Source organism: Sporomusa sp. 246TCP1 (assembly GCF_057319775.1).
In genome coordinates, this window is sequence record NZ_CM170492.1 from 1335737 (window position 1) to 1358577 (window position 22841).

Consider the following 22841-nt stretch of genomic DNA (forward strand, 5'->3'; position numbering starts at 1 on the left):
CAAATGCTATTTTTATGCTATAATAAAAGCATAATTAAATTACTGAGTCAATGATGACTCCTTCACATGATTAAGTTATGTGTAGGAGTCTATTTTTTTCTTCATTTCTTATATTGTGCTAGTGTATAAAAATAACACGTTATAATATTTTCAAAAATTTACAGCATAAATTATTCAAATTTAATGGTAAGATGAAAAATTGAGAGGGGTTTTTTTGATGAGCAACCTAGGTGAAATTTTTGGTTCAAATGTATTTAATGATGCTGTTATGAAAGAGCGCCTTCCTAAAGCTACTTACAAAGCTTTACAGAAGACAATTACAGACGGTCTTCCTTTAGACCCGGCAGTTGCAGACGTCGTAGCAAGCATAATGAAAGATTGGGCACTTGAAAAAGGCGCAACACATTTTACTCATTGGTTCCAGCCAATGACAGGCATAACTGCTGAAAAACATGACGCATTTATAGCACCAACTGCCAATGGCAAGGCTATAATGGAATTTTCAGGTAAAGAATTAATTAAAGGTGAACCAGATGCTTCTTCCTTCCCATCTGGTGGTATTAGAGCAACATTTGAAGCCAGAGGCTATACTGCCTGGGATTGTACATCACCGGCATTTATAAAAGATGATTCTTTATGTATACCAACTGCTTTTTGTTCATATACAGGTGAAGCTTTGGACAAGAAAACGCCATTATTACGTTCAATGGAAGCTTTATCCAAACAAGCCTTACGTGTATTAAAAGCTCTTGGTAATACAACTACAAGCAAAGTTATTACAACTGTTGGACCAGAACAAGAATACTTTATTGTTGATAAGAAAACATTTGAACAACGAAAAGACTTAATATTTAGCGGAAGAACACTTTTTGGTGCTAAACCTCCTAAGGGACAGGAATTAGAAGATCACTATTTTGGATCAATCAAAGAAAGAATTTCTGCATACATGAAGGAACTGGATGAAGAACTTTGGAAGCTTGGAATTGCTGCAAAGACTAAGCATAACGAAGTTGCTCCGGCACAGCATGAATTAGCACCAATATTTTGTACTACAAATATTGCAACAGATCATAACCAACTCACTATGGATATAATGAAAAAAGTTGCTTTAAGACAGGATCTTGTATGCTTATTACATGAAAAACCATTCGCTGGAATCAACGGTTCTGGTAAACATAATAACTGGTCAATGGCAACAGATGATGGAATGAACCTACTTGAGCCAGGTTCTACTCCACATGATAATAAACAGTTCCTGGTATTCTTGTGCTCTGTTATAAAAGCAGTCGATGAATATGCGGGTTTATTAAGAGTATCAGCTGCAAATCCCGGGAATGATCATAGACTAGGTGCTAACGAAGCTCCTCCAGCTATAATATCAATATTCTTAGGAGAGCAATTACAAGACATCTTAGAACAAATTGAAAAGGGTGGAGCGACAAGTTCTAAAACCGGCGGTCATATGGAAATAGGTGTTACTACACTTCCAGCTTTACCCAAAGATGCAACTGACAGAAACAGAACATCACCATTCGCATTTACCGGTAATAAATTTGAATTTAGGATGTGTCCTTCTTCTGCCTCCATCGCTGAGCCAAACTTTATTTTAAATACTATAGTAGCTGAAGTATTAAGCGAAGTTGCCAATCGATTAGAAACCGCTAAAGATGTATGTGCTGAAGTTAAAGCAATTCTTACCGAATATGTAACTAAGCATAAGAATGTAGTATTTAACGGAAATGGATATTCAGCTGAATGGGTAGCTGAAGCTGAAAGAAGAGGACTTCCCAACATAAAGACTACTGTAGAAGCTACTAAAGCATTAATTGACGAAAAGAACTTAGCAGTAATGGAAAAACATGGCGTACTAAGCAGAGTAGAAATGGAGTCCCGCTATGAAATAGCTCTTGAAAATTATATCAAGACTATTAACATTGAAGCGTTAACTATGATCGAAATGGCTAAGAGACAGATACTTCCTGCAGTTATCAAATTTGCTACCACCCTTGCTAAATCAATTAATACAATCAAAGCTACAGGAATAGCAGCCGATCTAACTGCTCAAACTGAATTGCTTACAGAAGTATCTTCATTAACTGCAGCCTTAAAGAAAAATATTGCTGTTCTTGAGGAAGCTGTAGACAAAGCTTCAAATGCTCATGGAGAGGCTTACGAGCAAGCTTCATTATTCAGATTTGATGTATTTGAAAAGATGGATGCTTTAAGAAAAGTTGCTGATACACTTGAAACTCTAGTAGATAAAGATGTATGGCCAATGCCAACTTATGGAGACTTATTATTTAATTTGTAATATAGGCCAAGCCTAGTTTGATGAAAAACCCCCCTATAATTGCATTAACCTATTGAAAAAAGCACTGGCATTTAAACCAGTGCTTTTTTTATATTATATGTCATTCCTCTATTGGTATTTCAGGTCCCTGGAGTTGGTATTGATAAAAAATCAGATCAAGCCATTTACCAAATTTATAACCAGCTTTCCGGATTGTACCAGACTGGCTAAAACCTAATTTATCGTGCATTAATCTACTACCTTCATTGCTCGCGTCTATACCAGCTACCATTGTAGCATAGCCTTTGGTGTTAGCAATCTTTATTAACTCTTTCAGTAGTGAACTCCCGATATGTTTTCCTCGATGGTCTTTGTGGACGTAGACTGAATGCTCTATGGTATACTTATACGCAGGCCACGCCCTGAAGGACCCAAATGTGGCAAAGCCAACGACGGTATTGTTTTCTTCAAACACCAGGATAGGAAATCCGTCTGTTACCTTCTGCTCATACCATGATGTCCTATCTTCAAGGGTATGGGGTTTATAATCATAGACTGCTGTGGTATTGAGTATTGCCTCATTATATATTTCTAAGATAGCCGTTAAATCACTGTATTCTAGATAGCGAATCATCGGTATAACCTCCACATAAGTTCTATTTGAGTAAAGGGCTGATTGTTTGAGATTTACGTTCGACGTAGATATTGACGCTTCCTGCTTTGTATACTGGGGACAGTCTCCTAGACAAAATGTATTTTTATGCTATAATAAAAACATATTTTAAATCTGAGTCAATGAAGTTTCCTTACAAAAGTGGGAAGAGTTTGGTTTTTAGTTGTATTGACCAGGACAAATGTGAAAAACTATATTGTAAGACATTTTGTGTACGAGGTGAAGGAAAATGGTAAAAGATTTAGTGTATCTAATTCCTGCCGGTAAGTATGGTAAAGAAGAAATTGCAAGCCTGCTCACAAATCATCCTGAAATTAAGTTTGCCTCACTTGTTGGTATTGATTTGGCAGGCAACGATACTGATGAGAAAATTCCTATCGAATTATTTATTAAGGATATGGACGATTTCTATAATGGCACAGCAGTACAAACAGATGGCTCGTCTGTTGTTCTTACTGGCATTGCCGTATTAAACAATGCCAAAGTAGATATGCTTGCCGACGCTAGTGTAAATTGGTTTGTAGATTATAATTTTGAACATATTGATGAAGAGACAGGTAAGCCTATCGGCACACTTCGTATTCCTGCTTATCTGGTACATAATGGTCTCAGAGTTGATTCGCGTTCAATTTTGGCACAAAGCTTGGAATATATTAAAGGTGAGCTGCTAGACCTCTTTAAAAAGAATGCCAAGATTGCCGGCCTGGAACATATTAATGGGGCCGATGTAGAAGATATTATCTTTACCTCTGCTACAGAACTTGAGTTTTGGGTAAAAACCCCTGCGAATAAGGCTGACGTTGAAGATCTTTCTGCTTCACAGGTGATGCAAGAGCAATATTGGCAGCGTACTCGCGGCAATGTCCGCACTGCAATGGAACAGGCTCTGATGATGATGAAAAATTACGGGCTTGAACCAGAAATGGGGCATAAAGAAGTTGGCGGCATTAAAGCCCAGATTGATGAAACCGGTCATTTGAATCATGTTATGGAACAGCTTGAAATTGACTGGAAATTCTCTAATGCCTTACAATGTGCTGATAATGAACTGCAAGCTAGAATTTTAGTTAAAGAAGCTTTCCGGGCAAATGGTCTTGAAGTAACCTTTAAAGCAAAACCAATCATTGGTGTTGCTGGCAGCGGTGAACATACACATGTTGGTTTTGCTGCAAAACTTAAATCAGGCAAAATTGTCAACCTATTCTCACCAACCGATATGAAACAATACTTCTTAAGTGCTATTGGTTATGGTGCCATTATGGGTTTCTTAAAGCACTATGAGGTAATAAATCCGTTTATCTCTGCTACTAATGATTCGCTTAACCGTTTAAAACCAGGCTTTGAAGCGCCTGTATGCATTGTAACATCGCTAGGACATAATCCGGCTACACCATCCCGTAACAGAACTATTTTAGCCGGTCTTGTGCGTGATGTTAATAGTCCAATGGCTACTAGATTTGAGGTTCGTTCTCCTAATCCATACACAAACACCTATACTGCCTTAACAGCCTTCTATATGAGTATGCTTGATGGTATCAAAGCAGCAGTTAACTCTGGTAAAACGGTAGAAGAGCTTGATGTAGAATTATCCAAAGAGGCGGGCAAAGAGGGTTTTTATCTTGAAACAAACCGGGCATACCGTAGCGAACACGACGTCTTTGATGATTATTCTGCTGAAGAACGTGACCGCCTGTTTTCTAAACCGCCGGCAACTGTTTGGGAGAACATGCAGAACATTAAAAAGTATCCAGAAAAAGTTAAAACGCTTACTGCCGGCAATGCTTTCCGACAAGAACTCATTGAAGCCTTCGCCGCCGGGGCATTGGTTCGTTGGAAAGCTGAACTATTAAACCGTATTATTCCAGAAAACCTGAGCATTGTTAAAGAGGCTAAAGCGTTACATGAGGCTGATTCGGCCAGTGACCTTGATTTGACCAATTGGGATAAAATCAATACCATTCGCGTGTATTTAGCGAAAGACTGTATGTTGCAAAAAAGCTTGTTTACCCGCATTAAAGAAGCGATTCAAACTGGTGATTTTGATGCCGTATCGGAAATGCAAATTGAAATGTCAGCTAAAGTCGGCGAATTAGAGATGCTTTATCGCGAATACAAGAAAAATATGATTCATATTTGTTAGAACGTTCAACGTTAAAATTGCAAAAAATCCAGTAGACAGTACTGGATTTTTTGTGCTTATCCTGATACATTAAATAATAAATTTAAATGACATAAAGACAACAGGAATTATGCTAGAAATATGGAATATAGCAGTATATTAGCTTGAAGGAGGGTACAACTATGAAAAAAAATGCTTGTGATATGGGCAACTTGTTTAGTGATCTGGAAGGACTGAGGATAGCCGTTGATATGGAGGCCCGTGGTCGTGATTTTTATAAAAATGCAGCTGCGAACACAGATAATAAAGAACATAAAGCGTTGTTCATGCTACTCATGAATGAAGAGACCACCCATTTTGATCAATTTACGCAACTGTACAATAAAATTAAAACGGATAAGCTTCCGGATTCCAATGACTATTTATTTGACCAGGAAACTTCAAAATATTTAACAGTTCTTGCAGAGCCGCATATTTTTCCAAAAGACAAAGCAGAAATAGAACTCCCTGAGCTAAAGACCGCTGCCAAAATTTTGCGGGCTGCTATCCAGGATGAAAAAGATTCTATTCTATTTTATGATGCTTTAGCTAAATGTGCTAAATTTGAAGAAACCCGCAATGTATTTAATCTGCTAAAAGCAGAAGAACAGACTCATGTAGTAAAACTTCGCGAAATGCTGGATAGTTTGTAAATTGAATTCAAAAAGCAGCGTCTTTTGGACGCTGTTTTTTAATACATAAAGAAAGTATAAGTTTTTTGAACCGCAGAGACGCAGAGTTCGCAGAGGGAATGTCTCGATATACATCTCCCCTCTGTGCTCTCTGTGTACTCTGCGGTTAGAGCCGTATCCTCAAGGGCGCGATAGCGCTATTTTATTTTTTTATAAAAATTTTTATAGCTTAGCAGGATTTTTATAGTTTATATCTAATTTATAATTATACTCTATTACATATTATTATTTTATGGGAGGCTTTAATAATGGAAACTAAAACAGATTTACTTGAAAAAGGTGCTATCGTTCAACGTGACAGAGAAACATATGCAATTGCTCCACATATTCCTGGTGGTGTAATTCTTGATGTTAATGTACTTAGAAAAATTGCCGATGTTTCTGAAAAATATGGTGCCAAGGCGCTTAAGCTGACCTCGGCGCAGCGGATCGCTATTGTTGGTATTCCTGAAGATAAGATTGACGCTGTATGGGAAGAACTTGGGATGGATAAAGGTGCTGCTGTTGGCCTTTGTGTCCGGAGTGTGAAAATTTGTCCGGCAACTCATTTCTGTAAACGTGCACAACAAGATGGTCTAACCTTAGGTTTTGCTCTTGACAAAGCATATCATGGGATGGAATTGCCTGGTAAGATGAAATTTGGCGTTAGCGGCTGTACTAACTCCTGTGGGGAAAGCTGGGTTAAAGATGTTGGTCTTGTTGGTACGACTAAAGGCTGGAAAATTGTAATTGGCGGCTGTGCCGGTGCTAAACCCAGGATTGCCGATCTGTTAATTGAAGCAGTCCCTCAGGAAGAAGTACAGCCGATTATTGATAAGATAATTGCTTACTACAAAGAAACTGCCCGTAAGCATGAACGCCTTGGTATGATGATAGACCGTCTTGGTCTTGAGACGGTAAAAAAAGGAATATTAGGTTAAAAGATAAGTCTCAGTTATTAAAAAGATAAAGCGCCTGCTCGTCAGGCGCTTTATCTTTTTAACAAGGTTTATAGAAATTTTTACAAAATAGCGTTATACTGTCTATAGAGAGTTGCTTAAGGGGGCGATTACTATTCAAGCTAATAATTTATATGATATAAAATCGGTCCTTACACAGATAGAACAAGTATCCCAATTTAGCCAGGATAATGCTGGCATTACCCGCCTTGCATTCACTCCCGCCGATTATCAGGCCAGAAATTATATCATTAGCCTTATGCAAACAAGTGGACTTACCGTACATATTGATGCCATCGGCAACATCATAGGACGATTTGTACCAGAGGGCACAGATAGTAGTCCGTCTGTTGCAACAGGCTCTCACCTTGATACAGTGCCATCAGGCGGCAAATATGACGGTGTCCTTGGCATAGTCTGCGGTTTAGCAGCAATTAACCGTCTAAAAGCGTGTAGTGATATCAGGCATCCTCTGGAAGTGATCGTTTTTGCCGCTAAGGAATCCAGCCGTTTTAACTTGCCAACTATAGGAAGTAAAGCTATGGCTGGGTTGGTTACTGCTGCCACCCTGAACGCGATTAAGGATCAGGACGGTATCGCTTTAGCAGCAGAACTAGCTGCTATCGGCTTTCAGACTAAACAGATTTCCACTGCGAGCCGCTCTAAAAATAGTATAAAAGGCTTTGTAGAACTGCATATTGAACAGGGGCAAGTCTTAGAACAAGGACGAATTCGTATTGGTATTGTTGATAAAGTTTCCGCTCCTACTAGATTGAAAATAATAGTAAGAGGAACAGCTGGTCATTCTAGTGTTGCCCCCATTGAGGAACGTCAGGATGCGCTTGTAAGCGCAGCCATGATTATTCTGGCTGTTAGAAATATTGCCGCCGAATATGAGTACCAGGGTGCGGTGGCTACTGTAACAATTTTAAAAACCTATCCAGGCTCTATTAATGTAATTCCAGGTCAGGTTGAAATGTGGGTAGATATTCGGGGTACAGAGCATGAAAGCGTAATTGAAATATTACAGGAAATTAAAGATGCTGTCAGTTCCATTGCCGATAATTATAATACCCCTGTTGCAATTGAAGTATTGTCATCAGAAAAGCCGATACTTCTTGATGATACTATAAATCAAATCATGGAAGCTACTTGTTGTAAATTAAAGCAAACCAGTTTACGGCTTGATAGCCGTGTCAGCCATGACGCTATGAATATAGCACATATTGCGCCTGCAGGCGTATTATTGATTCCCTGCAAGGATGATGGTATTAGCTACAATGCTTGCAAAGATGCAGCTCCTGATGACATAGCAGCTGGTCTGGATGTATTAACAGAAATCCTATATCAGTTAGCCAAATAGGTTATAAAAGCTATTTCTTTAAAGCGAGGTATAATTTTGAAAATCGATGTTTGTTTTACTCCCAACGATTTTACTAGTAAAGACTATTATGGTTACCATGCGGTGGTTATTGATGTGCTGCGAGCAACTACTAGTATTGCCACTGCGTGCGCCAATGGCTGCCAGTGTGTAATACCTGTGAAAACAGTAGAAGAAGCGTTTTCACTAAAAGCTCAAAATCCTGATGCAGTATTAGCCGGGGAACGCAGCGGTTTGCTTATTCCCGGGTTTAACTTGGGAAACTCACCCTTTGAGTACACTAAAGACCGTATATCCGGAAAAATAATTGTTATGACAACAACTAACGGAACATTGGCATTAAACAAAGCAGCTGCTGCTCAAAAAGTATATGTAATGGCTTTTGCTAATGCTGCTTCCATAGTTACCGCTCTACACCAAGCACAAGAAAATACGATTATTGTATGCGCTGGTTCGGAGGGGAAATTCTCATTAGAAGATGCTTTGTGTGCCGGTCTGGCGGCAGATTGCCTCAGTCATGAAGCTGAGCTAAGTGATACAGCATTAGCAGTGCAAGCTATGTATCGGGATTTTGCTGCCGATTTATTTACAAGAGTATCCCAATCGTCACATGCAGATTATCTATGTAATATAGGTTTTGAAAAAGATGTTGCTTTATGTTTGAAACAAGACACAATAGCTGTTGCTCCGGTATTTGCAGCAAACGCTATAACTGCATAAGTGAGTGAACTCGTTGCAGCATAGCTGAAACATTGGGGATTCAGGTGGAGAGTCTACTCCACCTGAATTAACGCCGCCTATAAAGGCGGGAGTCTTGACTCGTATCCAAGATAAATTCAAACTTCTTAAAAAGCCCGAGTGCTCCAATGCAACGCGGGCTTTTTCTAATCCCAATATAATGTATAATTTTTTCAGGGGTATGGCAACGATTCGTTCCCACTCGTTCAATGGGCGGTTTGCGATCAGACCTTGCTGCCTTTGAATGGTTTATAATTTATTATTTTTGCTTTCTTGTTTCTTCATGATCAAGATGGACAAAAATATCTCGTCATATTGACATCCATACTATAACGTTGTTATAATGTACCCTATACTATAACATTGTTATAGTATAGACACAACCAGTTACACTCTTACGGAGGCGCTATGACGGAAAACGACGATTCACAAAATACTCGGACAGTCATCTTGGAACGAGCGCGCGAACTTTTTTTATCGTTGGGCTATCACAAAACCACGATGCGGGCTATTGCCGAGGCTGCAAGCCTTTCAACCGGCCCGTTGTACTTTCACTTCTACAATAAAGCGGAGGTATTCTTTCAAATTTGCAGTGAGGCGTTTGATTGTCTGATTGCCGATATCCATCGGGTTGCCCAAAAAAACGGACACGCCGCCTTGCGCCTTCGGGACATTTACTATTCGTATAAGTCTTTTTATTATCAAGAGCCGCAATTCTTTGAAATTATGCATTTAGCGACAAATCCTATGGCAGGCATTAATCTTCCCCAACCACTGGCAGAGACGCTGAACGAAAAATCACAGGTACTGATTCAAATTATGGAGGATATCATCCGAGAAGGTATTTCCCGTCATGAGCTACGGCCCATTGCCCCCCGTCAATTGGCTATTTACTTATATTCTGTTGCGGAAGGAGTGTTTTTTTCGAGCCGTTCGGGTATATTGCAGCGATCAGAGGTTAGTCTTGACAAAATGATTGAAACCGCGATTGATTTGATTGGCTTAGGCATGATTGATAAAGTGGGGTTGTCAGAGGAAGCAGAGAAGGCGAAGCCTGCTGGATAGTCTAACGTTGCTTTACTTAAGAACGCTTATATCTAGCCACAGACGGATTCAGCCCATAGGCTTTACCATCTATGGCTTGACTCGCAAGGCTACTTAATAGCACTTGCTGTCTAATCCTGACTTTACCGGCATGCTACGTCCCCCAGCGGCTTTCGCATGAGGTTAGTCGGTTGTCTTACATCGCAACGCAGGAGTTTTGATTTCTGTGAAATATATGTGAAGCGCACAACGTGTGCACGCAAGGAGGATAAATTAATGACAAAAGACATAAGAATAGCTGGGATTATCAGTAGTCCAAAATTTAATGGCAACACCGCTACACTTGTTCGTGAGGCTCTTAAGGGCGCAGAGGATGAAGGCGCAATAATTACAGAAATATTTCTACCCCAATATAGGATTGAACATTGTACTGGCTGTTTTAGATGCTTGGCCGAAGGAAAATGCCACATCACTGACGACTTTGAAACGATACGAAATGTTTTGTGTGATGCCGACGGGATTATTTTAGGTTCGCCAACGCATGCTTTCACTTTCAATTCAATTATGAAGACTCTTTGGGATCGACTAGGATTTTTTGAGTTTTTGACTTGTTCTGTAGCAGGGGGCAAGTATGTCGTCGGAATATCAGCCGCCCTTGGCATGGGGCATAAGAAGACCGCCAAAGAGCTCGCTGGTTTTGCAACAACAGGAGTGTTCAACAGGGGCTATATATCTGGTATTCTTGGAGTTGGACTTGGCGGAAAAGAGGTTGCAAACAATACCGCTACTTTAAAAAAGGCACGTGACTTGGGAAGGAAAATTGTTCGGGATATAACTCGGGGAAAACAGTATCCACTCCAAAATCCTTACAGCAGGCTAATAAAATATTTTATATTGCAGCCTTTATTTCGCAAAATCATTTTGACTGATAAAGAAGATAAAACGAAGGGTGTGTATAGTGAACTAAAGAAAAAAGGATTGATAAAATAGGGATAGGGACTATGGTTTCTTTATTTTACCGCTATTATTTATGTAAGCTATGTGATAGAATAGCCTCGGATTCCACCCATTACACGAGAGGAGTATTTTTATTGAAAAAGAAGGTAGTCGCTATCCTTTTGATGGTTTTTGCAATGCCGCTGTTTTCATCAGCAATGCCCCGGGCAGAAGCCGCAGTGTGGGACAATAAACTAGCTGAAGTCGTTACAGGAACCTCAACTGCTGACCAAATACAAGCGTTACTAAAATTACGTGAGACTCTCAAACAAGATGATAAGCAGGTTTTATGGGGAACACTTGCCAAGACAGCAATCGAGAATACCGGAAAAGCTGATATGGTAAATACTTTAACTGCTTTGTCGCAGCAACTGTCAACCCAAGATCAAGCAGCTGCTAAAGCAAACCTTGTTAAAGCAGTAGAAACGGCTGTGCGCAGCAAAGTAGATGAAACGGTTAAAGAAGCGGTAACTACTCGTCTGGCAGGATACCAGGATGAAGTTGCTCTGCTGTCAACATTACTCAACAGCAATAATAGCCTGACACCTACAGCCGTACAGAATAATAATTCCCTTGCTGGTGCGCCGCAAAACTATAGTAAGCTGATTAACATGACTGCGACAGCTTATGGTCCAGGTTCAATCGATAATGGTAAATGGAATGACCTGACTTATGTAGGCGGTAAGGTTAAGAAAGGGGTAGTAGCCGTAGATCCTGCTGTTATTCCTATGGGAACCAAACTTTGGGTTGAAGGTTACGGTCAAGCTATAGCTGACGATCAAGGCCGTGCGATTAAAGGCAATCGTATTGATTTAGCGTTTAATACCAGACAAGAAGCGCTGGATTATGGGATTCAAAATGTGAAAGTATATGTTCTTAAATAACCGGCTTCGGCCGGCTTTTCTTTGCTCATATCCCTTTGGGTGGCTGCATATATTTGGGAATGAATATGCTATCTACAAGGAGGGGACAAAGTGAATTCCATTTTATCATTTGGATTCAGAAAATCACCGATATTTTATGGTATAGCAATTTTTGCGATTTTGAGTATTGTTTTTAGTATTATTGGCTTTGAGTATATGGATGAACAAGAACTGGCATCAATAGATACCACCAGTCAACCAACCAACGCACCCACAGGCAAAGTGAGTATAGTAATAAATACTCAATCTAAAGTACTTGAAGTTTATAATGATGACCAGATATATAAAAAATACAGGATTGCAGTAGGCAAAAGCAAAACCCCGACGCCGATCGGGGAGTGGAATGTGGTATGGAAAGACTATAATTGGGGAACTGGATTTGGAACACGCTGGATGGGATTAAATGTTCCTTGGGGCACTTATGGCATTCATGGGACAAATAAACCCTGGTCAATAGGTCAATTTGCCAGTCATGGTTGCATTAGACTGCGTAATAAAGATGTTGAAGAATTGTTTGAATGGATTCCGATTGGGACTCCGGTGCGTATTGATGGTCGAAAGGCTATAATTAAAAGAAACCTTAAATATAAAACTTCAGGATCTGATGTTGTTGCCTTACAAATGAAACTCAAAGAACTTGGCTACTTTCAGGGTAGAGCAGATGGCTTGTTTGGCACTATGACTGAAGAAGCTGTTAAGGCTTATCAGGCAGATAAGGGAATTACCACTACCGGTGTAGCTACCAAAGAGTTTTGTGCCGCGTTAGGGATATAGAATTAGTAAGAAATTCTATCAGAATATCAAGAAGTTGACGAAAATAGCAGATAAGTGTAAAATACAACCTAGTACTGGATTTGACCAAACTGATATTCCGGTGTATTCTATGTATAATGCCGAATCCTTATAAGGTACGGGGGACCCAATACACATATAGGGGTGAATCCGCTAACGCGGTAGGGCGTTCTTAAGCTCTTCTCTTTGGCCCGAATCCGACAGCTAACCCCGGAGGCTAATGCTTAAGGTTTTGTGTTTTGCTTTGCAGTGCATGACAGCTAACCTTAGAGGCATACTGAAAAGAGAGGTGATCGATTGGGAAAACTTTTTTTAAAGGTCTTTTTTTTGCTTTCTTTACTGATAGCCGTAAGCATTCCCTCGGTGAGCATGGCTGCGGGACCACAGGAGCAACCCACTATAATGCTCGGGGCACGCGGCGATAATGTGCGGATTGTACAAAAATATTTGGCTGACAGTGGTTTTTATTCAGGAGACATTGACGGTATATTTGGTCCAATTACTGCAAAGGCTGTAAAAGAATTTCAACATAGTTCCTCTCTTAACGTAAATGGTATTGTTGATAAAGAAACCTTTGCCTATTTGGGACGGCTGGCTGGGGTGCCAAGCCGGTATAGCCGTGCCCTTAGTATGAAAGCATCGGCCTACTCTGCGTATGACCCGGGTAATGGCAGCTATACCTATGGCGGAAACCTTTTGCGTAAGGGTTTGGTTGCTGTCGATCCAGCAGTTATTCCTTTAGGAACCCGGCTATATATCCCAGGATATGGCTATGCAATAGCTGACGATATTGGTGGTGCAATAAAGGGCCAGCGTATCGATTTAGCATTTGATAATCGCCGTGAGGCATTGAATTTTGGCGTGCAAAGAGTAACTGTGTATGTAGTTGACGGATAAATTGCAGGTTGCGGCCTGCTTTTTTTGTTTACTGATAGCAGCTAATGTTATTATCCCCCAAGAATATTAAGAAGCATCAAGTACTATACTACTGATAGAATTTGAGAATTTCATGGGGGTTGGTTAGGATTGAATTTTATCTCAAGTGAAATGCTGCCGTTGGTGCTGGCTTTTGTATCTGGGGTGTTAATGGCAGTGCAGGGATCGATTAATAGTGGTTTGAGTAAGGTTATTGGACTGCTCGAGGCTACGTTTGTTGTTCAACTTACGGGAACTATTTTAGTCATGATGCTACTGTTTATCGGTAATCTGGGCAAAGGCAATCTGTCTGCATGGCAGGAGGCACCATGGTATTCCTGGCTAGGAGGTATTCTTGGTGTTGCCATAATCTATTTGGTAGTCGCCAGCATTCCCAGTGTCGGTGTTGCCAATGCCACTACGGCCATTATTGTTGGACAAGTATTAACAGCAATCATAATTGACTACTTGGGGGGATTTGGTCTTGAACGTATGGCTTGCAGTCCCAAGCAGCTAATTGGCTTGGTATTACTCGCAGTTGGTGCTAGACTGCTATTAAAATAGTTTTTTTTATTTTTTTCTTAATTAAGGTGTTAACAAAAAAAAAATTATGCGGTATACTTATCATTAGGATTTTTTGGTAATGTACTAACACAAGGAGGCAAGGCATGGATTTTAACTTTACTCCCGATCAATTGGATATGCAAAAAATGGTAAGAGATTTTGTAGCGAAAGAAATTGCGCCTCACGCTTTAGAAATGGATAAAGAAGGTATAGTTCCCTCTGATTTATGGAAAAAGCTTGATGAGGCAGGCTTACTTAATTTAACTGTACCGGAAGAATATGATGGACCAGGTCTTGATGCACTCTCAATTGCTCTCATCTATGAAGAATTAGGTAAAGGGTGTGCTGGTGTAGCTACAACAACCGCTGCAAATGCTTTAGCTTCCTACCCAGTAGTACTCTTGGGGTCCGAAGAGCAAAAACGCAAAATGTTTAGTGTCATAAATGATGGTAATTTGGCCGCCTTTGCACTAACTGAACCAGGTGCAGGCTCAGATGCCGGAGCAGTTGCAACAACTGCTGTTAAAGACGGGAACGAGTATATACTTAATGGTACAAAATGTTTTATTACCAATGGTGGTATTGCTGAAATATATATTATTTTTGCCAATACTCGCAAAACTGCTGGTATCCGTGGATTGACAGCCTTTATTGTTGACAGGAACACACCAGGCTTCTCTGTTGGCAAGGAAGAAGAAAAGATGGGCATCAGAGCGTCAAATACTTGCGAATTAATTCTGGAAAACGTACGTATTCCTGTGGAAAATAGAATTGGCCGCGAAGGCGAAGGTTTTAAAATTGCGATGAAAACACTGGATGCTGCCCGGCCATTTGTTGGTGCCGTATCTGTTGGGCTAGCACAAGCTGCATTCGAGCTAGCCGTTAAATACTCAAAAGAACGTGTACAATTTGATAAGCCCATTGCCTCATTTCAACTTGTTCAGGCCATGCTGGCCGACATGGCTATGCAAATTGAAGCTGCCCGTTTACTGGTATACAAGGCTTGTTGGTTGAAAGACCAGGGAGTTCCTTATTCCAAAGAATCAGCCATTGCCAAGTGCTTTGCCGCTGACACTGCCATGAAGGTTACGGTTGATGTCGTCCAAGTACTGGGCGGTTATGGCTATTCCAAAGAATATCCGGCAGAAAAATATATGCGTGATGCTAAAATTATGCAAATTTATGAAGGTACCAATCAAATACAGCGACTGGTTATTGCTAATAATATCCTGTACTAATTTATAATTTTGATACTTGACTTTAGTAGTTAACCGTAATATAATACATATGTGTTTAGGGACTATAGCTCAGTTGGTTAGAGTACTACGTTGACATGGTTAGGTTACTATTACCAAGTGACTGAACTATAATATGTTTAGAACGTAAGGGGTAGTCCTTACTACCCCTTATTTTAATTACACATGGGGTTATAGCTCAGTTGGTTAGAGCGCTTCGTTGACATCGAAGAGGTCTGCGGTTCGAGTCCGCCTAACCCCACCAAACCGAAACTTACTTCGCAGTTATACTGCGAAGTTTTTTGCATATTTGTGTTCTTGTAACTCTTTGGGGGGGAGGGAGTCCTATGGGTGAAGCTGGTTCCAATAATTTGAGTGAAGTAGAATATTTGTTTAAGCCGTTCTAAGTGTGTCTTAAATCGTGGTAAGGAAAATCTACTGGCAGGTAAAAAACAATCCTAAATTTCCGTGTTTTCGTATTGGGAGAAAGACTTTAATCCCAAGAGAAATTTTCCGAAAAAGTCCCGTAACTCCCGTAACCCCTCGGCCTTTGCCGGAAAAAGCGTTCCGTAGGAGAAAAGCCGGGCGGTATTCCGTTAAAAAATCCGTACTGTTTGAGCGTAGCGAGTTTACGGATTTTAGGAATATCGCCCGGCTTTTCAGCTTTTGGAGGCTTAGGGCCTAGACCTTTTGTTACTTTTGGGGCAATGCCAAAAGTAAAACCCCTCTACTTGTATTCCATTGACTCAACTTAAGACAAAGGATCGCGTTAGCGGTTTTAAATGCTAGTGTTTATTTAGTGTTTACTTTGAAAAAAGGGTATCTTAATACCTTGGTAATTTACCCTGCTCAACGTAAAATTCCATCGTTCCAATTTCCTTCATACAGTTATTGGCTTGCAGCCAGCGCTCACGGAGGTTCTCCGAGAATAGGCTCTTATCACAAGGAAATTGGCTACACTGGAAGCAGAAGTCTACTCCCTGCTCCTTGTGGCATGTTTTGACGGTACAATCTATGGGACAGTGGCAGTCTTCACTCCGGTAGCCACCACACTTAGCCGCCGAAAAGTAGTCGAGCAATTTTTCGAAGTCCTTTCCACTATAGAGCAAAAGAAAAGCCCGGCTAATGCCGGGAACCCATTCAGACGCTAATCTTTATACTTAACAAAAACTACATAATAAGCAATTGCACAAGAGATAATAGTCGTTACTAATGCGGGCAACCAATTAACCAGGTTAGCAGCTACACTAATAATGCCAATAATGGCAAAGGATACTACTATCCCCCAGCGTGATGAATTACGCCGTTCAGCTATAATTTCATGGCGTCTTTTTACATATAGCGGTAGGTAAAGAAGTAAGCTGGTAATTACCAGGCCATAATAAATAAACTCGTAAAAGGATAAATGGTGCATGAACTTAAATCCCCCTTAGTGTCTGTCATATCTTCCTTTATAAATTAGGTGACGCCGGTCAGTTCTCCTTTTTACCATTCATTGGTTGCAGATAAATATCGGGACCAAAGCCAGCCCATTCGATCATTTTTCTGGCCTGTTCCTGTAAATTGTCGGAAATAGCGGGAGTATGAACTGATTTCATTCAAATTGCTGTACAAGAAAATCGATAAAATATCTGCTTGCTATTGGCAGTGCCATTTTATGTTTAAATGCGATCCCGATAGTGCGGACAATAGGCGGCGATATTTCTTTGGTGATAATGTTATAGTTGGTTCTGTTTAACACCAGTTTAGGCAAAATAGAAATTCCCAGCTCATTTTCAATCATGGACATAATGGTATAGTCATCAATAACACGGTATTGAATATTTGGTTGTAAGTTACTTTGTTTGAAAAATTCCAATGGTTCGCTTAATTCACCTTCATTCAGAAGGATAAATGGTTCATTGGATAATTCTTTTAAAGAAACTTTTTCGTGGGAAACTAAAGGGTGATTGCTCGGCAGTATGGCCAGCATTTCATCTTGCCGTAAAGGTATTGTAGTGAGATCAGAAACGGCATCTGGATTAACAAAACCGAAATCGACGCTGCCTTCCTTGATCCATTGTGCTATACTTGTGTATTCACCTTGATGAAGTTCAAAATTAACAGATGGATAATGTTCTTTGAAATCTTTCATCAATTTCGGCAGCCAATGGCAGGAAACACTTGTAAAAGTTCCTATACGAACAATACCGCTTTGTAGGCCTTGCATTTCTTTGCGTTTTTCCATAAGCTCACAGTAAGAATTATGCAATTTTCTTATATAAGGCAATAATTCCTCGCCATCCGATGTGAGCGCAATGCCTTTGCGTGAGCGAAGCAAAAGCTTAGTAGACAGTTCTTGTTCCAGGGAACGTACCATCTGACTGATGGCTGATTGTGTATAGCCGAGTTTTTCAGCTGCTTTGGTAAAGCTGCCAGTTTCAATTATAACGATAAATGCGTTATAGCGATTCATTGCTTACTCCTAATACATTAGAATATCTTATATAAATATTATAAGTATTCATTTTACTTATTGTCAATCTGCATGTTAAAATAAGAAAAAATCAAGGAGAAAACAAATGAACGATAATATTCAACATTGGAAAAAAGGTATTAAAGACGGCATTCCAATTTGTCTTGGTTATTTGGCTGTTTCGTTTACTTTTGGTATTATGGCTAAAAATGCTGGGCTTACACCATTCCAAGCCGTTTTTATGTCATTAACAAACCTAACGTCAGCAGGGCAGTTTGCCGCGCTTGGATTAATTGGAGCATCTTCAACCTATGTTGAAATGGCAGTTACGCAACTAATTTTGAACTTAAGATATTGTCTGATGTCGTGCTCAATTTCGCAAAAACTGAATTCAAAAAAACCCTTTCTGCATAGGTTTTTAGTTGCTTATGGGGTTACAGATGAAATATTTGGAGTGTCGGTTTGCCAAACCGGCACATTAAATCCGTTTTATAATTATGGTTTGATGAGCGCTGCTGTCCCAGGCTGGACATTTGGCACACTGCTTGGTGTTATTTCCGGGAGCATTTTGCCGGAAAGAATAATAAGTGCTTTGAGCATTGCTATCTATGGTATGTTTTTAGCAATAATATTTCCCCCGGCTAGAGGCAATAAGCTATTAGCTTGTATAATTTTGATATCTATGTTTATGAGTCTGTTGTTTGCCAAGCTTTCGGTATTTTCCCATATTTCAGCGGGTTTTAAAATCATAATTTTGACGTTACTAATTGCAGGAATAGCAGCGTTGCTTTTCCCCGTAAAGGAGGAAGAGAATGAAAAGGAGAAGGAAGACTTTGGACAGTGCGTTGCGCCTGTCCTTGAAAAGGGAGGAGCCGAATGAGCAATAATATCTATTTGTATATATTGGTTATGGCTGTAGTTACTTATCTGATAAGGCTGATACCTTTAACCTTAATACGAAAAGAAATCAAGAATAAGTATATAAAATCCTTTTTATATTATGTGCCCTTTGTGACACTGGCTGTTATGACATTTCCTGCTATACTGGATTCTACCGCAAATCGATGGTCGGCTTTGGGTGGATTTATAGTTGCGGTTATTCTTGCGTATCGGGGCCAGAGTCTATTTAATGTTTCCTTGTTAGCATGTGTTTCGGTTTTCTTAATTGAACTTATAGCCTATTGAGTAACTCTGGCGGCGGGTAAAATAGAAGATTAAGGTGTTAGAGTGATGTAATACGCAGCAAATCATGGTAAAATGTAGTTAGTGCTGCAGATAAAGCTTTATAACTTAAAAAAATGAGTGAAGGAGAAAGGTATGGAGTCTCAATATTTTTGGATGAGTTTGGATGACTTAGAGCAAATAGTGATTGGAAATGGAGAAGTTTTGTTGATTAATAAAAATGGAGAATCAACAAGAATTGGGACTACTGTCGATGAAGCTAGAAAGAGATTAACAGATTTCGGCAAGGATGAAGATTTCCCTGATTTTATGAATGATTATAACGGGTAAGCCGTCCTGCGGATGAGAGCCTTCGGGATCTTTTGTTTTTGCAGGAATTATTTATTTTTTGTCGAACTTTATATAAATTTAGTAAATAAGAGAGGGGTTGATTGAATGGAGCCAATGGAAATTATTTGGATAAATGATGACAGTAAAGAAGCAATTGTTAAACATGACACTGTTTATTTGTTCCAAGATGGAGCAATGTCAATCTATGATATGGGTAAGTCCTTGTTAGATGTAAAAGAAGTGCTAGAGAGAATAGGTAGAGATGATATAGTCGAAGAGTTAACTGAAAACGGTATTTTATAATTGTGTTAGGCATAGCAGTTGCACTTATTTTTTTACAATAAGGGAGTAATTCTAACATATAGTAGTATTTTGGCCGTATCCTCCGGGGTGCGGCTTTTTTATTTACATATGCAGCAGGAATTCATCGGCGTGTATGTAAATATATGTATTAGTTATGCTTCCGGATGTTTGATTACAAGGGGGAGTTTGCGATGCTATATAAATATCTTGCGCCAGACAGAGTAGATGTTTTGAGAAATTGTATGGTTAGATATACTCAGCCTGAAGCATTTAATGATCCATTTGAAGTTAAACCTTACATAGCCAAAATTACTGAAGATGAGCATGTAACCTTTAGAAAATTTGAGGAACTTATCCCTGAAGTGCTACGTGAGTATTATGATTTGCAACCGCGGCAATTACAAGATCAAATATCCTTTACTGTGTTTTATGAAAAAGTCCGGGAAGAATTGGGAGTAGCTTTTAAAAAAGCATTTTACCAAATGGAAGAATGGGTTACCCCAGTGGTTCGAAAGATGTATCCGGATAAGTTTAGTGACATGTTAGGAATTTTTTCTTTAACTGAAACGCCGGATAATCTTTTAATGTGGGCTCATTATGCAGCAAGTCACGAAGGCTTTGTAGTGGGATTTGATTCAACTCATCCTCATTTTGATAAGCAAGGAACAGAAGCGGAATTAGGTTACTTGCGTAAAGTTGAATATCGTGAAAATCGCCCTGCGTTCGCTGTTACAGCTCTGACAGGTACAGACGTTTTTCTGGTAAAGAGTACCCAGTGGAGTTATGAGCAGGAATGGCGGATTATACGCCCCCTGCAAGATAATAGTAAAATTGTTCAGAATCAGCCCTATCCAATTTATCTTTTTCAATTTCCGGCAACTGCAATCAAAGAAGTTATTTTAGGCTGTAAAATGACCAACAATAAAAAGCAGGAGATCCTGGCAGTTTTAACATCAGATTCTTTTCAACATGTACAAATCTGGCAGGCTGAGCCAGATGAATCTGAGTTCAAATTGAAGCTAGTGAGTGTAGCCCGGTAGCGTACGAAAAATTTCTCGATAAACCGGTTATATAAAAAAAACTTGCCTATGTAAATATAGACAAGTTTTTTTGGTGGCGGCGCAGGGATTTGAACCCCGGACACTGCGGGTATGAACCGCATGCTCTAGCCAACTGAGCTACGCCGCCGTATAAAAAAATAGTAAATGGAGCTAGTGACCGGGATTGAACCGGTGACCTTATCCTTACCAAGGATACGCTCTACCGACTGAGCTACACCAGCATTGGTTGCGGGAGCAGGACTTGAACCTGCGACCTTCGGGTTATGAGCCCGACGAGCTACCAACTGCTCCATCCCGCGATATTGATTTTTTGCCACAGAGTAGATTATATAGTAGAGCGAGTCAGATGTCAATTTCTTTTGGGTCAAATGGTCCAGTAATTAGCCCAGTAATTACTGGAAGGCAACCTAGCATTGACTACTGTTATTTAATGGTGTATATTAAATTATTGTACTGTTTACGTTATTAAGAGTGTAATCCCCTAGAGCCTTGCTAAGATTATTTCCCGTTAACATGACAGTTATGCTATAAAATGTAATAGAATTAACTTTAGGAGGAAACAATGTCAAATCTTGTTCCCGAAATTAGTAAACGCCGTACCTTTGCAATTATTTCCCATCCTGATGCCGGTAAAACAACATTAACAGAAAAATTATTGCTATATGGTGGAGCTATTCGTCTGGCTGGTTCGGTCAAGGCGAGAAAAGCCCAAAAGCATGCTGTATCTGACTGGATGGAGATTGAGAAGCAGCGTGGTATCTCAGTAACGTCCAGTGTCTTGCAGTTTGATTATGATGGTTATCGCGTTAATATTCTAGATACTCCTGGTCACCAGGACTTTAGTGAAGATACGTATCGCACCTTGATGGCTGCTGATAGCGCAGTCATGCTGATTGATGTGGCTAAAGGTGTAGAAGACCAGACTAAAAAATTATTTCAAGTTTGTAAACAGCGGGGGATACCAGTATTCACCTTCGTAAATAAACTTGACCGCTATGGACGTAACCCTTTTGAACTTATGGAAGAAATAGAGAAGGTTCTGGGTATTCGCGCTTATCCAATGAATTGGCCAATTGGAATTGATGGTAATTATAAAGGCATTTATATACGTAAGCAAGCTAAGATAGAATTGTTTGAACGCAGCGGTGAGCATGGACAGTGGGCACTCCCGTCAACGCAGGGCAGTGTAGATGATCCGGCTTTTAAAGAACTGCTTGGGGAAGAAATTCATCAGGCATTGTGTGATGATATTGCGCTTTTAGATGTGGCCGGTGAAACATTTGATTTTGACAAAGTAACCAGCGGGGAACTTACCCCGATGTTTTTTGGCAGTGCTATGACTAATTTTGGGGTTCGTTTGTTTTTAGAGGATTTCTTAGAAATGGCACCACCACCTGTACCAAGAATGTCTTCCGAAGGCTTTGTTGCTCCTGATAATGATAAATTTTCAGCTTTTGTATTTAAAATTCAGGCCAATATGAATCCGGCTCACCGGGATCGCTTGGCTTTTATGCGGATATGCTCAGGAAAATTTGAACGGGGCATGACTGTGTATCATGTACAGTCTAAAAAGCCAATAAAGCTGGCACAGCCCCAGCAATTTCTGGCGCAAGAACGAACAATTATTGATGAAGCCTATCCGGGCGATATCATTGGGTTATTTGATCCAGGAATTTTTGGTATTGGTGATACCTTGTGTCAGGAAGGTTCAGTCTTTACATTCCAGGACTTTCCTGTTTTCCCTCCGGAACAGTTTGCTCGCATTCAAGCTAAAGATACTATGAAACGAAAGCAATTTGTTAAGGGAATGACCCAACTGACACAAGAGGGAGCTGTACAGGTCTTTCATCAGCCTGACTATCCTGTAGAATCTTTTGTTGTTGGCGTTGTTGGCTCATTGCAATTTGAGGTGCTTGAATACCGTCTGAAACACGAATATGGTGTAGATATTTTAATGAATAAATTACCGTATTCGATAGCCCGCTGGATTATTGGCGAAAATCTTGATGTAAAAGCTTTGAAAAATATGGATAGTGGTCTTTTGGTGCAAGACATCAAGAACAGACCGGTTGCCTTAATCAGTAATGAGTGGCAGCTTAGATGGGTGGTAGAACGGAATCCGGAAGTAGAATTCCTGGTCGTGCCTGAAGACGCACAGCAGGTCTGAGGGG

At 40.0% G+C, this 22841-nt stretch carries 23 protein-coding genes, 4 tRNA genes and 1 riboswitch; of the genes, 20 read left to right on the forward strand and 7 right to left on the reverse strand.

Annotated features, from left to right (window positions below; genetic code table 11):
• The first annotated feature begins 217 nt into the window (after nucleotides 1–217).
• Nucleotides 218–2311, forward strand: a complete 2094-nt coding sequence (locus AC1ECB_RS06630; RefSeq protein WP_485667980.1) for a glutamine synthetase III family protein — start codon at nucleotides 218–220, stop codon at nucleotides 2309–2311.
• A gap of 100 nt (nucleotides 2312–2411) precedes the next feature.
• Here the strand turns inward: AC1ECB_RS06630 and AC1ECB_RS06635 are convergent, their stop codons facing one another.
• On the reverse strand, nucleotides 2412–2924 hold the full coding sequence (locus AC1ECB_RS06635) for a GNAT family N-acetyltransferase (protein WP_485667981.1): 513 nt from the start codon (nucleotides 2922–2924) through the stop codon (nucleotides 2412–2414).
• A gap of 268 nt (nucleotides 2925–3192) precedes the next feature.
• On the opposite strand from AC1ECB_RS06635, the gene AC1ECB_RS06640 reads away from it, so the two are divergent.
• The 13 genes from AC1ECB_RS06640 to AC1ECB_RS06700 all read left to right on the forward strand — a co-directional run bounded on the left by AC1ECB_RS06640 (nucleotide 3193) and on the right by AC1ECB_RS06700 (nucleotide 15604).
• Nucleotides 3193–5103, forward strand: coding sequence for a glutamine synthetase (locus AC1ECB_RS06640; RefSeq protein ID WP_485667982.1), 1911 nt, complete (start codon nucleotides 3193–3195; stop codon nucleotides 5101–5103).
• A gap of 161 nt (nucleotides 5104–5264) precedes the next feature.
• Nucleotides 5265–5774 carry a ferritin family protein gene (locus AC1ECB_RS06645; protein ID WP_485667983.1) on the forward strand — a complete coding sequence of 170 codons (510 nt, stop codon included), beginning with the start codon at nucleotides 5265–5267 and terminating at the stop codon, nucleotides 5772–5774.
• Nucleotides 5775–6061: 287 nt separating this feature from the next.
• Entirely contained in the window at nucleotides 6062–6733 is a 672-nt protein-coding gene (locus AC1ECB_RS06650; protein WP_485667984.1) for an NAD(P)/FAD-dependent oxidoreductase, read from the forward strand.
• 112 nt (nucleotides 6734–6845) lie between these two features.
• Nucleotides 6846–8114, forward strand: coding sequence for a hydantoinase/carbamoylase family amidase (locus AC1ECB_RS06655; protein WP_485667985.1), 1269 nt, complete (start codon nucleotides 6846–6848; stop codon nucleotides 8112–8114).
• A gap of 36 nt (nucleotides 8115–8150) precedes the next feature.
• Nucleotides 8151–8852 (forward strand): 2-phosphosulfolactate phosphatase, encoded by a 702-nt coding sequence (locus AC1ECB_RS06660; RefSeq protein ID WP_485667986.1) that lies wholly within the window; start codon nucleotides 8151–8153, stop codon nucleotides 8850–8852.
• A gap of 426 nt (nucleotides 8853–9278) precedes the next feature.
• Nucleotides 9279–9935 (forward strand): TetR/AcrR family transcriptional regulator, encoded by a 657-nt coding sequence (locus tag AC1ECB_RS06665; RefSeq protein ID WP_485667987.1) that lies wholly within the window; start codon nucleotides 9279–9281, stop codon nucleotides 9933–9935.
• Nucleotides 9936–10190: 255 nt separating this feature from the next.
• Nucleotides 10191–10904 (forward strand): flavodoxin family protein, encoded by a 714-nt coding sequence (locus AC1ECB_RS06670; protein ID WP_485667988.1) that lies wholly within the window; start codon nucleotides 10191–10193, stop codon nucleotides 10902–10904.
• A 101-nt stretch (nucleotides 10905–11005) separates the two neighbouring features.
• Complete coding sequence (locus AC1ECB_RS06675) at nucleotides 11006–11794, forward strand: 3D domain-containing protein (RefSeq protein ID WP_485667989.1); 789 nt, start codon at nucleotides 11006–11008, stop codon at nucleotides 11792–11794.
• A gap of 90 nt (nucleotides 11795–11884) precedes the next feature.
• Nucleotides 11885–12607 (forward strand): L,D-transpeptidase family protein, encoded by a 723-nt coding sequence (locus AC1ECB_RS06680; protein WP_485667990.1) that lies wholly within the window; start codon nucleotides 11885–11887, stop codon nucleotides 12605–12607.
• Nucleotides 12608–12714: 107 nt separating this feature from the next.
• A riboswitch (cyclic di-AMP (ydaO/yuaA leader) is annotated at nucleotides 12715–12859 on the forward strand.
• 63 nt (nucleotides 12860–12922) lie between these two features.
• A complete protein-coding gene (locus AC1ECB_RS06685; protein WP_485667991.1) occupies nucleotides 12923–13522 on the forward strand; it encodes a peptidoglycan-binding protein in 600 nt (199 codons plus the stop codon).
• Nucleotides 13523–13651: 129 nt separating this feature from the next.
• Nucleotides 13652–14104 carry a DMT family transporter gene (locus tag AC1ECB_RS06690; protein WP_485667992.1) on the forward strand — a complete coding sequence of 151 codons (453 nt, stop codon included), beginning with the start codon at nucleotides 13652–13654 and terminating at the stop codon, nucleotides 14102–14104.
• Nucleotides 14105–14208: 104 nt separating this feature from the next.
• The gene (locus AC1ECB_RS06695; protein ID WP_485667993.1) at nucleotides 14209–15342 is read left to right on the forward strand and encodes an acyl-CoA dehydrogenase family protein; all 1134 of its coding nucleotides are present in this window, start codon (nucleotides 14209–14211) and stop codon (nucleotides 15340–15342) included.
• A 185-nt stretch (nucleotides 15343–15527) separates the two neighbouring features.
• Nucleotides 15528–15604: transfer RNA gene (locus AC1ECB_RS06700), tRNA-Val, on the forward strand.
• A 559-nt stretch (nucleotides 15605–16163) separates the two neighbouring features.
• On the opposite strand, the gene AC1ECB_RS06705 is transcribed toward AC1ECB_RS06700, so the two are convergent.
• The 3 genes from AC1ECB_RS06705 to AC1ECB_RS06715 form a co-directional block, all read right to left on the reverse strand.
• The gene (locus tag AC1ECB_RS06705; RefSeq protein ID WP_485667994.1) at nucleotides 16164–16448 is read right to left on the reverse strand and encodes a DUF3795 domain-containing protein; all 285 of its coding nucleotides are present in this window, start codon (nucleotides 16446–16448) and stop codon (nucleotides 16164–16166) included.
• A 38-nt stretch (nucleotides 16449–16486) separates the two neighbouring features.
• Nucleotides 16487–16753 carry a hypothetical protein gene (locus tag AC1ECB_RS06710; RefSeq protein WP_485667995.1) on the reverse strand — a complete coding sequence of 89 codons (267 nt, stop codon included), beginning with the start codon at nucleotides 16751–16753 and terminating at the stop codon, nucleotides 16487–16489.
• Between the two features lie 180 nt (nucleotides 16754–16933).
• A complete protein-coding gene (locus tag AC1ECB_RS06715; RefSeq protein ID WP_485667996.1) occupies nucleotides 16934–17794 on the reverse strand; it encodes a LysR family transcriptional regulator in 861 nt (286 codons plus the stop codon).
• Nucleotides 17795–17900: 106 nt separating this feature from the next.
• On the opposite strand from AC1ECB_RS06715, the gene AC1ECB_RS06720 reads away from it, so the two are divergent.
• The 5 genes from AC1ECB_RS06720 to AC1ECB_RS06740 all read left to right on the forward strand — a co-directional run bounded on the left by AC1ECB_RS06720 (nucleotide 17901) and on the right by AC1ECB_RS06740 (nucleotide 20649).
• Complete coding sequence (locus AC1ECB_RS06720) at nucleotides 17901–18674, forward strand: AzlC family ABC transporter permease (RefSeq protein ID WP_485667997.1); 774 nt, start codon at nucleotides 17901–17903, stop codon at nucleotides 18672–18674.
• A complete protein-coding gene (locus AC1ECB_RS06725; RefSeq protein WP_485667998.1) occupies nucleotides 18671–18979 on the forward strand; it encodes an AzlD domain-containing protein in 309 nt (102 codons plus the stop codon). Before AC1ECB_RS06720 ends, AC1ECB_RS06725 begins: the two co-directional genes overlap by 4 nt.
• 132 nt (nucleotides 18980–19111) lie before the next feature.
• Nucleotides 19112–19306 carry a hypothetical protein gene (locus tag AC1ECB_RS06730; protein WP_021169967.1) on the forward strand — a complete coding sequence of 65 codons (195 nt, stop codon included), beginning with the start codon at nucleotides 19112–19114 and terminating at the stop codon, nucleotides 19304–19306.
• Between the two features lie 105 nt (nucleotides 19307–19411).
• The gene (locus AC1ECB_RS06735) at nucleotides 19412–19609 is read left to right on the forward strand and encodes a hypothetical protein (protein WP_485667999.1); all 198 of its coding nucleotides are present in this window, start codon (nucleotides 19412–19414) and stop codon (nucleotides 19607–19609) included.
• 191 nt (nucleotides 19610–19800) lie between these two features.
• Nucleotides 19801–20649 (forward strand): DUF2971 domain-containing protein, encoded by an 849-nt coding sequence (locus tag AC1ECB_RS06740; protein WP_485668000.1) that lies wholly within the window; start codon nucleotides 19801–19803, stop codon nucleotides 20647–20649.
• Between the two features lie 71 nt (nucleotides 20650–20720).
• On the opposite strand, the gene AC1ECB_RS06745 is transcribed toward AC1ECB_RS06740, so the two are convergent.
• The 3 genes from AC1ECB_RS06745 to AC1ECB_RS06755 all read right to left on the reverse strand — a co-directional run bounded on the left by AC1ECB_RS06745 (nucleotide 20721) and on the right by AC1ECB_RS06755 (nucleotide 20969).
• A tRNA-Met gene (locus tag AC1ECB_RS06745) sits at nucleotides 20721–20797 on the reverse strand.
• Nucleotides 20798–20815: 18 nt separating this feature from the next.
• Nucleotides 20816–20891: transfer RNA gene (locus tag AC1ECB_RS06750), tRNA-Thr, on the reverse strand.
• 2 nt (nucleotides 20892–20893) lie between these two features.
• Nucleotides 20894–20969, reverse strand: a tRNA-Met gene (locus AC1ECB_RS06755).
• Nucleotides 20970–21232: 263 nt separating this feature from the next.
• Between AC1ECB_RS06755 and AC1ECB_RS06760 the strand changes: the two genes are divergently transcribed.
• Nucleotides 21233–22837, forward strand: a complete 1605-nt coding sequence (locus AC1ECB_RS06760) for a peptide chain release factor 3 (RefSeq protein ID WP_485668001.1) — start codon at nucleotides 21233–21235, stop codon at nucleotides 22835–22837.
• Nucleotides 22838–22841 lie beyond the last annotated feature (4 nt).